We start from the raw sequence: 12,338 nt of genomic DNA on the forward strand, positions 1-12,338 counted from the left end.
ATTAACACTTCCGTAGCTGTATGTTAATCGGCTGTTCATTATTTCAATGATTTTTTAGAAGGAATGAATACTCTTATCCTTTCCTCTTATTTCAAATACTAACAGCCGATTGTAAACTGCATATTAATCCCAATTAAATATATTGTTTACATTATTTTTATTTCTTTTGGGAAAATGAAATAATGGTGTATTCTTTTTAGGTGTAGAAAATTTGGTGTTGGATGTACAATTTTCGTTGAAATTATATGGGATCGATTGTCTATATAGTGGCGGAGGCAGATCAGCATACAGGTTTTCTACAAACGGGGTATCCACAGGTTGACCACTTGAATCCTTTTGTTGACTCAATTGCGAAACCACAACTTGTCCAATACGTCTTCCAAGTTTTAATCCCTGTTCAAGGTCTACCGGAAAGTGAATCCCTGCGTATAGCCTTGAAATCGAGTCTTCTTCAGCAAGTTCGTGGAGTCTATGGACTTCACCTGGGAAAAAGTAGCCCAAAATAACTTCTGCACATCCCGACATTGCAGAATGACCAGATACATAAGTTGGAAATCGCGGTGTGCATAGAACAGGTTTTAGTGTTTGATCGTATTGGATCGGCCGGGCAACGTCACATAGATATTTGAAATACCAGGTCACAACAAATGTATCGTTTATTCCTGCTTGGACAGCAGCTAAAACTCTTGCAGCGTAAGTTGGTGTCAATCCGTAGGTGTCAATCAATCTATCGATGATCGGTGTCCATTGTTTTGTTGCAACCCCCGCGCCCCAATATTTGGCTATCTGGATTTGTTCAGGAGTTATATTCGCTAATGTTCGTTGTACAACTTTCAATTCTTCATCCCAATCAATATGGTTCGGATGTCGAAGTTCAAAATTAATAACTTCATCAGGTCCTACAAAGTGGTTTCCTTTTCGTTTTATAAAATAAGTTGGCCATGAACCAGCTAAAGGATCAACCGGGTCAGAAGGTGGTTTTCTTTCTCCTCCATAAGGCACTTCTGACCATTTTAAATAATTGTCTCTTTTCATTTCCTCACCTTTTTTTTTTTTTGACTATCTTCTATTAGTCTATGGTGAGGAAACCATTTAGCTTGTACATTCGTTTAATTTACGGACAATTATTGCGTTTTCATATTCAAACTTATATAGCAGATATCATTATTTACAGGTTATGCTCACTCTCAGAAAGCTATGCCGATCATGTTTTTCATTTGAATTCTTTTAAAAGATGTTCAAATCGTCTCTTTGATCATTCAAGATTTTTAAGTCCTATGGTCAAGTGACTCAATGAATTGATTTACACTCTTATAGATGGAATCCGGCTTGGAATCGAATTCAGCTGTTTGATAATCTGGAAGCCATTGGACAGCCACTGTATGAACATTCGCTGCAAGACCCGCTTCTATATCTGCATTACTATCTCCGATGAACATCGCTTCGTTTTCAGCGACTCCTAATTGTGTTAACGCTTTCTGTAATCCTTCCGGATGTGGTTTCGGATTGGTAACATCATCCCCGGTGATGATTACGTCGAACATTCCATCCATTTCAAGCTCTTGAAGGGAAATTTTTAAACTTCGTCTTGCTTTCCCTGTAAAAATCCCCAATTTTATCCCTTTATCTTTAACATATGTAAGTAAATCAATGATTTCTTCGTTCGAATCGACTAGCCGTCTATGACTATCTGAATATTTTTCATAGAACAGTTCAATGGCTTGATCCTTATCGGCGTGGGAGAGGTTCTCTCTGATGATCCCGGTTTCTGAAGGTCCGAACATTTCTTTTATTTCGTCATCCGTCAGGTCTCTTTCGTCATATCGATTGAAAACGGTCTGAAATGCATAAAAACAGACAGGCAACGTGTTTGCTAACGTTCCATCAAAGTCAAAAATCAATGCTTTCATTTTAAATCACTCCTTTCAATTCAATTAATCACTTTCGTACGCTCCGTCCACCTTGGTGTTTTGGCATTTTCAAGGAACATTGGGTCTTTCGCATATTCGCGGATCACGTCACGGATTTCTTCTGCACGGTACTTTGCACTCCGATTGTTTGCGAGTGACTCATAGCCAGAGCCCCGCTGTAAATAATCAGAGCTCGCAACCGTATACCATTTATCAACCTGAATAGGTTCTTCCCCGATAAGGATCTCGATTACTTTTTTCCCATCATGGACAACCGTCGCACCTGAAACATGCAATCGGCCGATGAATTTCCCTCTGAAACCTGGACCTTTTCCATCTGATAGACAAACTTGGGCATCCAGTGATTGTTCGATGGCCGTTTTTATCTCCTTGCCCTTGATTTCAAAAGAAGTTGGGTTTAAGGGAGAGGGACAGATTTCAATTAATTTTTTATCGGATATGTAGTTGAACACCCCCGCATTGACAATACCGCCATTGATCAGTCCAAGGTCACATCCGAGCATATCTTTCAATCCGTCAGCTATCAAGTTCGTGATCGGATTTTCCTCAATAACGTCATGCCATAACGGTTGTTCAAGATGATATAGGGGACGGTTGAGGGCTTCGATCGCTTTTTCTTTATTCTTTTGTAAAATCGAGATCACTCCGGCATCACTCTTCGAACTTTCAGTTGATATGGTTGCGGACCCCTCTAATTCAACCTTATCTCCATTGACATTCAGTTCTATCACTCCGATATGATTGCCATAACATCCGGCACTGTTGATGATGGTTCCATTGACGATTTTCGCTTCTGAAAAAAGCTGATGGTCATGCGAAGAAATGATGACATCAATGCCGTCGATGGTTCTTGCTAAATCTTCATCAGCAACCGTTCCGACATGATTCAGAACAACGCACAAATCATATTTGCCTTGATGACTTTGGATTTCTCTAGCAATTCCCTCTCTGTAAGGGGTGAAATGGACACCAAGTCCTTCACTGAAATGCCCCATATCTGGAGAAGACCCGGTTATTAGGATTCGAAGATTGTTCTTAATCAGAATTTTGCTTGGAACTACACCCTCAAATGGAGTTCTATCTTTTTTATAAAGGTTGTTACTAATGAACGGAAAGGAACTTTTCTGTGCCATGAATTCCAGTGTTTCTGCGCCATCAAACATTTCATTGTTTCCAATCGTCAAGGCATCATAACCCAGGTATTCAAGCAGTTCAATCGCGGCGAGCCCTCTCGACCCTCGTAGTTCGATGCTTCTGAAATCAGCGAAATCCCCGGCCTCTAAAAGAAGAGTTTCTTCATCTAAATGTTTCTTGATCAAAGTGGATGCTTTTGCAAATTGATCAAAATAGCTATGAAGATCATTCGTATGTATGATTTTTAATTTTTTCATGTTCCCCCCTAATGCTGTATGTTCTACTTCTACAATTTTCTATAATATGTTACAAATTCCTTTTTCAGAAGACAAAAAAGACACAGCTCGTATTTGAACCGTGCCTTTATTGTCAATAAGTCCCTTCAGAATAGGTCAATTCATAGCTGTGGGTGTAAATTTCAAAGTTATTCAGGGCTGAGGAAATACCTTCAATATTACTATCCATTTTATAACGTTGATTTTCAATCTGAACTTTTGTACTAATTTTCCATAAGGATGTTTATCAAGTGTTTGTCCTGGTTACATAGTCTTTGAATACAAAAATCAAAGGAGTGGATTAAAATGGCTGATCGTTACAAAACCGGAGAAAAAGCACCGGAAAATGGAACCTATGAATTCGATGGTTTGACTGACGGCAGAAAGAACAGACCCCTACTGAGGATGAAAGACAGATTTCATTGGAGAGTGGAGAAACGTTCCTTCCATTACGTTCCAGCAAAGAGTCAGCTTATTGGAAAAAAGTGAAATAAAGACATAACCAAAAGCCGATCTACTGGAGAGAGTAGGTCGTTTTTTTATCAATACATACTCCACCTCAACAATTTCCGCATATTGGTAAATGAATTGGGGACTTTAATTAGAAAAGGAGGGTTTAAAATGAAACATGTCAAGGCTTTATTAATCAAATTTGTTATGGTGACAGCTGTCTTATGGGTCGTGTTAGGCTTATTCTATGGTGTGTCCTTCAACGATATCCTGGGAATCAGCACTTTTTTAACACTAGCAGCCTATATCATTGGTGATCTGTGGATTTTACCACGATTCGGAAATGCTGTCGCGAGCATCGCTGATTTCGGGCTAGCTTACTTAGGTGTTTGGCTACTCGGAGGAGGATATATTGAAGAAAACATCCCTTTAGGATTGGCTTCTTTTTACGTAGCGATCGGAATTACCATCGGTGAATATTTCTTTCATAGGTATATGGAAAATGAAATATTGCCTGATCAAGGTCAACCCGCAAATGAACCTGTTCGCCAGGATAATTATGCGACTGAGTTTTCGGAAGAGCAGAAGCCAGACTTGAACAATAATCGGGATAAGCAATAATTCTAAATGAAAAAGAAATGAGGACTGAAAATCTAAACAAAATATTTCAGTCCTCTTCTTTTACTACTTGGAGTTTCCCGGTTTCTAAACAAAATACGTTTTTAGCGGTTATTAGATGAAGAACGATCCCAGAAACAGAGCCTTCATTCGTTTTATCTTCAGCAAAATATGTGATGTTCCTTCCCTCCATGATGGTCACCATGTTTTCACCAACGGCTTTCAATTGATTCTTTTCGTAGACCGCAGCCGTATTCTCATCTATTCCTATACCGAGACCTTTTGTTGAACCTACTTCATAAATCAATCTTCGAAACCGTTCCCTTTGAGAAAAATGCTGGTCAATAATCAAGTTGGGAATGAACCCAAATCCATTCATCATCTTTATATCTTTAATCTCATGATTTTCTTCTTCTGCGTCCACAATCATCTTGCTTCCCCATATTGAAGCACCAGCACTCGTTCCACCTAATACCAAACCTTGGTGCCACTTTTCTTTAAGTGCAGTTATGAAACTGCTGTCGCATAGAACATCACATAATTTTTGTTGGTCTCCACCTGAAAAAAACAATCCATCAAGGTCATTCAGTTTTTCAATAAATTTCTTTTCGTCAGTGTTTTTTTGGATATCAAAATGAATGACATCATTGACCTTTATGTCATGGAATGCTTTTTTATAGTCTTTAAAAACGTCCTTTGGAACACTGCTGGCTGTTGTTAAAATTCCAATATTCCGAAAATGGCACATTTCTGCGAATACATTCAGAATTTCTTTACTCCCCTGTTTATCCTCATGTCCACCAACTAACATGATTTTACCTGGCATATTATCCACCCTAACATAGGTATTTATATTCTATTTGAAATCATAACCCTTCCTCGGGATTTTTTCGTTCTTGTCATGGTCGATTTCTCCATCAATCGTTCCTTCTACCATGGTATCACTCGTTTGTTCATGTGTTATTGCAAGGCCAGAGCTTAAATTTGAGTTTTCCTCATAATCAGATGGTTGATAATTCTTCTCTGCAATTTTACTGCTATCTTTAAATTCCTTTTTTCTTGAGTCCAATCTAAGACACTCCTTGATATTTGTTTATAACATTCAAAGTGTCCCCTATCTAGTGCAAGGTATGCCTTTTTTCTATATGTGTAAGGTGCAAATTTTATATGAATGATGAGCAGCAAACAACTCATAATAAGAAAGTGTCCAGTATCAAATAATAAAGATTAACAGCTCATCCTTATATTCATCAACAACATCTGAGTGTTCAGAAGCAGATTTTGACGAAATTCATAACAATATGGATCAAATCTATCTGATAGTCGTCAGTAAAGTTAATTCTAAATCAATTAGGAAAAGGGATGGCTTATTATTCCACCCCCTTCACAGATAAAAGTAAAACACTTTATTTGAGATGTACTTTTTGGAATCTTCGAGCTTGATTAATCAACTACTCAGATGCTCGTGCTTGAGTTTCCATTGACCGTCAGTTTCCTTCATGAATACATTTGTAGCTCGTCCTGAACCAGAAGCGAACTCCCCTTTGTAGAATCCTTCCCACCTGAATGTATACAGGTACACAGTTTTCGATTGTTGGTTGACAGAGATCCATTTGACATCCGTGGCACAGTAGACCTCATCCCGGATCGTCTTTCAGGCATTCTCGAAATACGCTTTGATTTCGTTCCGAGTCATGCAGGATTTATCTGTAAACCAATAGATTGCATCCTCGGCCAATACGTTTTCCTCTTGGTTGAAGTCGTGTGTATTCGTTGCGGCTAGGTTTGTAATCATTTGGCCAGTTCATGTTATATTCTTCAAATTACATCTTTTTGATTTCTGCAAAGTACCTCATGAGATGATAGCTTTATGGAGCACTTTCTTTCCATTTTTCGTATGCTAAGTGTCCCATGAATTATCCTCTTTCATGAAAGCATTACCTTACCTTCTATTCAATTCCTACTGCTTCACTTCTTCGTTCAAGCAGTATGACATCACGCCATTTTCCAGCCATCTTGCCGAGTCGTTCTCTTCGACCGACTTCACGGAACCCTGCTTTCTTATGCAAGGTTAAACTTGCTTTGTTTTCAGGAAAAACGCCCGCCTGTAACGTCCAGATGCCATGATTTTCACTACATTTCACGAGTGTATCGAGGAGTTGTCGACCGATGCCTTTGCCGTTATTCTTTTGGCTCACATACACACTGACTTCGGCTACTCCGCTATAGACACATCTCCTAGACACGGGACTTAAGGCAGCCCAGCCTAGGATGTCTTTTCCTGAGCGGGCTACAAACCTGCATTCTTCCATATGTGTACGTTCCCATTTTTCAAATGAAGGCACCTCTGTTTCAAAAGTGGCATGGCCTGTATCAATGCCATCTTTATAGATCTTACGAACTTGCTCCCAATCATCTGGTGTCATTTTGTCTATCACGATTGTGAAATTCATACAGCCAACTCCTATATGTAGCAATCTACGTCATTCTTTCTTTAATAACGTCATTGATTCGGTATGATCGTTCCAATGAACTGTTCCTTCAAGAGACTTTATTTTATCTTCAAGTGGAATATTTGCTTCAAATTTAAGAAACCCTTCTTTATTCAGATCTCCATCCTCTAGATGAAAACCGAACCCCCCGCCATCAACATCAAAATCGATCAAATTAACGTTTTTCATATTTGACCCTTTATAACACAAGGTTAACTCCACTTGGTTACTGTTTTCTTTTTTAACAGTTATTCCCGCTTTCCAATTGCTGCTCTCTGCTGAATACGTTTGGGATCCAATATCGCAAGAACGGTAGATGGTCGAACCATTGAAAATGAAGATTCCAATGATTGAGCATAACAATAGAAAAACAAATCCCTTTTTCAAATTTACCTCCCTATATTGGCCTGGTCCTTTCCATTTCTCTGCAACTCTTGTTTTTCCTGCAAAAAAGACGTCTTCTTAAATAAGAAGACGCCGAACTTATCGATCCATAATAGAAGTTGTTTTTTTAAGAATGAATTGTGGATTGGAGGCTAGAATAACACCTGTTAAGATGAATAAACCGCCAATGACCTGTGCTACCACCAATCTTTCGCCTGCAAAAGCTACGGCTAAAATTGTGGTAAAAAACACGATCAGATGGAGGTAATTCGAGGCTTTTGCCGGTCCAACTTTCATAACTCCCTCGTTCCAGCAGATGAAAGAGACGATGCTTGGGAAAATCCCTAGATAAACAGCCGCCAAGACCGCTTCGAATGGCAGTTTGACCACCGAGAAAGCCCGGTATGAACTCTCCCACAGAGCAAATGGGATCAAGCTGATGACCGCTATGAAAATCGTTACGATGAACGTCGTTTTCTTCGGTAGATCCACGCCAAACTTTTTCATCAGTACCGAGTAGATGGAAAAAAGGATGACAGCAGCAAATACAAACAAGTCACCTGGATTGACCTTTAATGCCAGTAGTGTTTCTAAATGTCCGTCCGTTATGACGGTAAACACGCCCACAAAAGAAAGAATCACTCCAATATATTGGATTTTAAAAAGTTTTTCCTTCAAGAAGATTACGGAAAGCAATACCATCAACAATGGCGCAAGGGAATTGACCAATGACGCGTTGATCGAAGTCGTATATTGGACAGCAATATATAAAAGCGTATTGAACCCGGCGACTCCCGTCAAAGCCATGGCTAAAAGCACTTTCCAGTTCTTGCGGATCATTGTTCGATTCTGTTTCATATCCTTGATGATGAAAGGAAAAAATACAAGGAAGGCAATCGACCATCGGATAAAAGACAACTGGAGCGGTGGAATTTCATTCACCAGCAATCGGCTGATGACAAAGTTCGTCCCCCAGAAGAAGGTCGCGATGACCAGCAACAAATATGGAAGCTCTTGCAGCTTTGATAGAATCGATTTCATTTCATCGCCTCCCTGCTCTGAAAAATAGTTGTAGCTAGTTTACTTGATTCAAAGGAATGTGACAAGTGAGGAGATATTAAAAGCACGTTGGCTGGAATGAAAAAAACGCTATCCCACTTCAGGATAGCGTCCATATTTACTCAGCATTACTTGCCCTTTTTTTATAATAAATCATCTCCGGATCTCCTTCATCGAGATTTTCGATATAACCGCTCTTCTTATAACCTAGCGAGGAGAAGACAGACTGCATTCTTTTGTTCGATTTGTTCGTGGAAGAAAAGATTTTCTCAGTGGGAGTGATCTTTTCAAAATCCTTTATCAAACGACTAGCATATCCCTTCCGTCTTTCGGATGGATGGACAATCACAAGTGAGATGAAGCTGCAATCAAAAAATTCAGTTTGATAGATCAAGACACCTTTAATCATAGAATGCCCTGATCGGACTGCCAGACATCTCCCCTCATGAATTGCTTTTTCGAACATGGAACTTCGACTGGTAGTTCCAATCACTTCATTATCGATAACCAGGATCTCATCTAAATCCTGTCGCACCGCTTGTGTTACGTTGATCATGTCACCCACCTACAAGACCTGTGACACTGCATCTTTAGGAAGCTTTTGGACACGTTTCAGATACTCGGAAACCTTCCTATCATCGTCATAGGGATATTCGTAACCGAAATGTTCAGCAACATGGATGGCTTTTTTCCGGAACAGCTCACACTTCACAAAGAGAGCGTTCCAAATATCCTCATAATCAGGTCCTGAATAGGTTGCAACAAACGTATGCCAATCTTCTTGATCCAACAAGTTTTTAAAATCCTTGCCAAACTTCCCTGCACTGATTTTGAAGTCTGTGTCATTTCCGATCGTCCACTCAATCATACGGATGAGGACATTCCGATTGATCTGTTCATACATGAACATCACATATGATAATTCTTCCCGCCAAAGACCCTTGCTGATATTCATACAAATCCACCAGAATTCATTGCAAGTATCCGCGAATTCTTTTTCAGTAGGCTTCTTAATATGGTAATCTCGGTCATCAGAAGGAGGTAACTCCCCGACGATATCATCTTTATCCAGGAGTTTGATGCTGAGACTGTCCCAGTTGACGAGCTCCTCCATCTTATCAACAGGAATCAATGTCAGGTCGATGCGGTTCCCGTCCATAAACTGCATAAGATAGGCGAATTTCCCGTCATTCTCAGCAGGAGGCATCACCTTATCTTCTGGCATCTGCAACATGATCCGCTCTCCAAAATAATCCACCCAGCTATGATCCTTCGTAAAAGACTGGATGTCATTTACGAGATAGACGATATCATAATCCTGGAAGATATCTTTCCTGACATTTGGGTTTGCACGTGAGCCATTTAACACGACAGCCCTTATTCTCTTATCCTTCTTCGCTTTTCCCAAAATCAAATCCATCATTTCTTTTTCCGTTCTCATATCGAACCTCCAGTAAATTTGTATTTTAAAAAATCAGTTCTATCCATTACTTGAGGTGGAGGTCGAGCAAAAGATTGAAGTGTTAAACGTTATAACTTTTCAAAATCCTTTTTCATGGCAAATCCTCCTATCAATTTCAATTCAATAATCCAGCCCTTTATCTTTTGTTCGATATCTTTGTTAAGAATCCTTTCAAAGTCTTTCAACATCCACTTTGTTTGCTTTTTTATAAAAACGAACCGTCGCTTCAGCTGCGGAAAGGATTTCGGTTTTCAATTCCTTCGGCTCTATCACCTTGATCTGATCCGCAAACCCTAGTATATAGCTTATTGCTTCCTCCTTTGTATCAAAAGAAAGTTTGATAGGTGTCCAACCTTCCCCGGTTTCACTTCCAGCCTCGATCTTTTGTACAAAGCGGCCGGTGAATTTCATTCTTGGCAGTATTGAAGGTGCTGCCTCTACCCACACGGAGTAGGTCGGCAATTTCTCGATGAATGCTTTCGTTGAAGATTTCCAGTATGTAGCAAGATCAAAATCCGCTGGTCTTTCGAATTGTTCATCTGTAGGTTCGGCATATTCGATCCGTGAAGCACGGAAATTCCGAAATTCTCCATCCGCCTTGCAAGCGATCAAGTACCATCGACTCCCTTTGGCGACCAACCCTAATGGTTCAACCAAACGTTCCGTCGCTTTTCCTTCGGCTGTTTGATAATTGATCTTTAATTTGCAATTATTCCAAATCGCATTTTTCATGACATCGAAGGTCATGATCTTTTCTTTTCGATCTCGCCATGTGCTCGTGTCGATATGAATGCGATTCCATACCTCTTTCGCTTTCCCGCGATATTCGGATGGTAACGATGCGATCAATTTATTCCTAGCTTCTTCAGAAGTTCGAGTCAATCCTAGATCCTCAAGCAATTGAGTGGAAGGTGAAAGAAATAATGTACGGATTTCAGATTCTTTAAGTCCAGTCAACGTGGTCCGATAGTTTTCCAGCAAGGACCATCCCCCATTTCTTCCACGTTCAGCTATAACAGGGATCCCTGTTCCGCTCAACGCTTCCAAATCCCGATAGATTGTCCGCTCAGATACTTCCAGTTTTTCTGCCAGTTCAGCAGCTGTCAGTCGTCCATGTGATTGTAATAACAGCACAATAGAAACCAATCGATCGCCTCTCATCGCCTTCACCTTTTCCTAAATTTGATACTTTTATTTAAAGAAATATGACAAAGGATGTCAAGATTTCCACGGTAAAATGAAAGCATCTACTCTGAAAGGATGGATTTTTATGAAACCATTAGTTGGAAAAGTTGCTCTTGTAACTGGTGGAAGCAGAGGCGCTGGCCGTGGAATTGCGATCGAACTCGGGAAAGCCGGCGCCACAGTCTATGTAACAGGACGGAGCATACAAGAAAACTCTACGAATGATTGGCCGGGTACGATTGATGAGACCGTGGAACAAATCGAAGCAATGGGTGGGAAAGGAATCGCTGTACGCTGCGATCATACGAAGGATACAGAAACGGAAGCGGTCATCACCCAAATCCGTGAAGAACAAGGAAAAATGGACATACTCGTCAATAACGTATGGGGAGCACATGATTTAGGTATTGCGGCCGGACGTTTCTATGAATTGCCACTGGAACATTGGGATACGATGTTCACAGCAGGGGTCCGGGCACAACTGGCGACAAATCATTTCGCCGTTCCACTTTTACGTGAAAATGAACAAGCGGTCATCTTTCACACTACTTTTTGGGATAATGGCAAATACACAGGACACTTCTATTACGATCTCGCAAAGAACGCACTGGCCCGGATGGCGTATGGGCTTTCGATTGACTTGAAACCAGATAATATCGCTGTCCTAGCTGTCTCACCTGGTTTCATGAGGACAGAACTTGTCTTGAAATTCCATGGATCAGACGAAGAGCATTGGCAGGAAGCAGAAGATTTACAACGGACTGAAACTCCTCATTATATTGGCCGCGGTATTAAAGCACTTGCAAGCGATCCTGATATTATGGCTAAAACAGGTCAGGTCATACGAGCAGGTGATTTAGCTAAAGAATATCAGTTTGCAGATCTTGATGGGCGTTACATCCCTCCATTCAGCATATGAAAGCGTGATAAGACCCACCATGGAAGATTCGGTGGGTCCTTCTTTTTCAGATAAACGCCTGTCATTATCAAAGCCCCTCATTCTTCATAAAAGAAATCTTCATATCGTTCATACGGTTTCTCAGTCTCATCACCTATTGAACCCAATACGAAATGAGCCCCTGCCAATTCGATCAAACACAAGAGAATCATTACTATCAAACCGCTCAACATGCATTACACATCCTTTATATGGTTTAATTGGTTTGACTATAATGTGTGAAACGCGTTTCATAGCAAGTGTTTTTTATAGGCTCTTTTCTTAAAGATTGTTGCTTTTAGGTCATTTTTGTAAAGTACAAGTTGATTGGAGAGCAAGGTGCCCGAGACTCCTGCGGGATCACCGGGACAGGTGAGACCATTCAATGTCGCAAGGCGACGCGTGGGCTCA

General features: G+C 40.3%; 15 protein-coding genes and 1 pseudogene. 3 read left to right on the forward strand and 13 right to left on the reverse strand.

Translation table 11 applies throughout. The features are described 5' to 3' along the window. Window positions 1–123 precede the first annotated feature (123 nt). The 3 genes from ACTWQL_RS14690 to ACTWQL_RS14700 all read right to left on the reverse strand — a co-directional run bounded on the left by ACTWQL_RS14690 (window position 124) and on the right by ACTWQL_RS14700 (window position 3,322). On the reverse strand, window positions 124–1,035 hold the full coding sequence (locus ACTWQL_RS14690; protein ID WP_443143184.1) for a vanadium-dependent haloperoxidase: 912 nt from the start codon (window positions 1,033–1,035) through the stop codon (window positions 124–126). Between the two features lie 233 nt (window positions 1,036–1,268). Further along, window positions 1,269–1,910, reverse strand: a complete 642-nt coding sequence (locus tag ACTWQL_RS14695) for an HAD family hydrolase (protein WP_443143185.1) — start codon at window positions 1,908–1,910, stop codon at window positions 1,269–1,271. 20 nt (window positions 1,911–1,930) lie between these two features. After that, a complete protein-coding gene (locus tag ACTWQL_RS14700; protein ID WP_443143186.1) occupies window positions 1,931–3,322 on the reverse strand; it encodes a bifunctional metallophosphatase/5'-nucleotidase in 1,392 nt (463 codons plus the stop codon). Window positions 3,323–3,762: 440 nt separating this feature from the next. On the opposite strand from ACTWQL_RS14700, the gene ACTWQL_RS14705 reads away from it, so the two are divergent. Then, window positions 3,763–3,834, forward strand: a complete 72-nt coding sequence (locus ACTWQL_RS14705) for a hypothetical protein (RefSeq protein WP_443143310.1) — start codon at window positions 3,763–3,765, stop codon at window positions 3,832–3,834. A 127-nt stretch (window positions 3,835–3,961) separates the two neighbouring features. Beyond that, window positions 3,962–4,411: a YndM family protein gene (locus tag ACTWQL_RS14710; protein ID WP_443143187.1), complete on the forward strand. Its 450-nt coding sequence runs from the start codon at window positions 3,962–3,964 to the stop codon at window positions 4,409–4,411. Window positions 4,412–4,457: 46 nt separating this feature from the next. Here the strand turns inward: ACTWQL_RS14710 and ACTWQL_RS14715 are convergent, their stop codons facing one another. The 9 genes and pseudogenes from ACTWQL_RS14715 to ACTWQL_RS14755 form a co-directional block, all read right to left on the reverse strand. Then, entirely contained in the window at window positions 4,458–5,234 is a 777-nt protein-coding gene (locus ACTWQL_RS14715) for a cyanophycinase (protein ID WP_443143188.1), read from the reverse strand. A 30-nt stretch (window positions 5,235–5,264) separates the two neighbouring features. After that, window positions 5,265–5,477 (reverse strand): YozQ family protein, encoded by a 213-nt coding sequence (locus ACTWQL_RS14720; RefSeq protein ID WP_443143189.1) that lies wholly within the window; start codon window positions 5,475–5,477, stop codon window positions 5,265–5,267. A gap of 378 nt (window positions 5,478–5,855) precedes the next feature. Next, a pseudogene (locus tag ACTWQL_RS14725) lies at window positions 5,856–6,203 on the reverse strand (YybH family protein). Window positions 6,204–6,357: 154 nt separating this feature from the next. Beyond that, a complete protein-coding gene (locus tag ACTWQL_RS14730; protein WP_443143190.1) occupies window positions 6,358–6,861 on the reverse strand; it encodes a GNAT family N-acetyltransferase in 504 nt (167 codons plus the stop codon). Between the two features lie 30 nt (window positions 6,862–6,891). After that, window positions 6,892–7,287, reverse strand: a complete 396-nt coding sequence (locus ACTWQL_RS14735; RefSeq protein WP_443143191.1) for a hypothetical protein — start codon at window positions 7,285–7,287, stop codon at window positions 6,892–6,894. Window positions 7,288–7,383: 96 nt separating this feature from the next. Beyond that, entirely contained in the window at window positions 7,384–8,325 is a 942-nt protein-coding gene (locus ACTWQL_RS14740) for a DMT family transporter (protein ID WP_443143192.1), read from the reverse strand. A 136-nt stretch (window positions 8,326–8,461) separates the two neighbouring features. Continuing rightward, window positions 8,462–8,899: a GNAT family N-acetyltransferase gene (locus ACTWQL_RS14745; protein WP_443143193.1), complete on the reverse strand. Its 438-nt coding sequence runs from the start codon at window positions 8,897–8,899 to the stop codon at window positions 8,462–8,464. A gap of 9 nt (window positions 8,900–8,908) precedes the next feature. After that, the gene (locus tag ACTWQL_RS14750) at window positions 8,909–9,784 is read right to left on the reverse strand and encodes an aminoglycoside 6-adenylyltransferase (protein WP_443143194.1); all 876 of its coding nucleotides are present in this window, start codon (window positions 9,782–9,784) and stop codon (window positions 8,909–8,911) included. Between the two features lie 192 nt (window positions 9,785–9,976). Continuing rightward, on the reverse strand, window positions 9,977–10,966 hold the full coding sequence (locus ACTWQL_RS14755; RefSeq protein WP_443143195.1) for a helix-turn-helix transcriptional regulator: 990 nt from the start codon (window positions 10,964–10,966) through the stop codon (window positions 9,977–9,979). A 109-nt stretch (window positions 10,967–11,075) separates the two neighbouring features. On the opposite strand from ACTWQL_RS14755, the gene ACTWQL_RS14760 reads away from it, so the two are divergent. Further along, window positions 11,076–11,909, forward strand: coding sequence for an SDR family oxidoreductase (locus ACTWQL_RS14760; RefSeq protein ID WP_443143196.1), 834 nt, complete (start codon window positions 11,076–11,078; stop codon window positions 11,907–11,909). Between the two features lie 77 nt (window positions 11,910–11,986). On the opposite strand, the gene ACTWQL_RS14765 is transcribed toward ACTWQL_RS14760, so the two are convergent. Next, entirely contained in the window at window positions 11,987–12,121 is a 135-nt protein-coding gene (locus ACTWQL_RS14765) for a hypothetical protein (protein ID WP_443143197.1), read from the reverse strand. Between the last annotated feature and the right edge of the window lie 217 nt (window positions 12,122–12,338).

The sequence above is a fragment of the Pseudalkalibacillus sp. R45 genome, from assembly GCF_052246725.1.
Classification (GTDB): Bacteria; Bacillota; Bacilli; order Bacillales; family Fictibacillaceae; genus Pseudalkalibacillus.

What these genes read in the sequence shown, in the direction of transcription:
- ACTWQL_RS14690 (WP_443143184.1), bottom strand. Translation starts at nt 1,035, where the DNA reads ATGAAAAGAGACAATTATTTAAAATGGTCAGAAGTGCCTTATGGAGGA.
- ACTWQL_RS14695 (WP_443143185.1), bottom strand. Translation starts at nt 1,910, where the DNA reads ATGAAAGCATTGATTTTTGACTTTGATGGAACGTTAGCAAACACGTTG.
- ACTWQL_RS14700 (WP_443143186.1), bottom strand. Translation starts at nt 3,322, where the DNA reads ATGAAAAAATTAAAAATCATACATACGAATGATCTTCATAGCTATTTT.
- ACTWQL_RS14710 (WP_443143187.1), top strand. Translation starts at nt 3,962, where the DNA reads ATGAAACATGTCAAGGCTTTATTAATCAAATTTGTTATGGTGACAGCT.
- ACTWQL_RS14715 (WP_443143188.1), bottom strand. Translation starts at nt 5,234, where the DNA reads ATGCCAGGTAAAATCATGTTAGTTGGTGGACATGAGGATAAACAGGGG.
- ACTWQL_RS14730 (WP_443143190.1), bottom strand. Translation starts at nt 6,861, where the DNA reads ATGAATTTCACAATCGTGATAGACAAAATGACACCAGATGATTGGGAG.
- ACTWQL_RS14740 (WP_443143192.1), bottom strand. Translation starts at nt 8,325, where the DNA reads ATGAAATCGATTCTATCAAAGCTGCAAGAGCTTCCATATTTGTTGCTG.
- ACTWQL_RS14745 (WP_443143193.1), bottom strand. Translation starts at nt 8,899, where the DNA reads ATGATCAACGTAACACAAGCGGTGCGACAGGATTTAGATGAGATCCTG.
- ACTWQL_RS14750 (WP_443143194.1), bottom strand. Translation starts at nt 9,784, where the DNA reads ATGAGAACGGAAAAAGAAATGATGGATTTGATTTTGGGAAAAGCGAAG.
- ACTWQL_RS14755 (WP_443143195.1), bottom strand. Translation starts at nt 10,966, where the DNA reads ATGAGAGGCGATCGATTGGTTTCTATTGTGCTGTTATTACAATCACAT.
- ACTWQL_RS14760 (WP_443143196.1), top strand. Translation starts at nt 11,076, where the DNA reads ATGAAACCATTAGTTGGAAAAGTTGCTCTTGTAACTGGTGGAAGCAGA.
- ACTWQL_RS14765 (WP_443143197.1), bottom strand. Translation starts at nt 12,121, where the DNA reads ATGTTGAGCGGTTTGATAGTAATGATTCTCTTGTGTTTGATCGAATTG.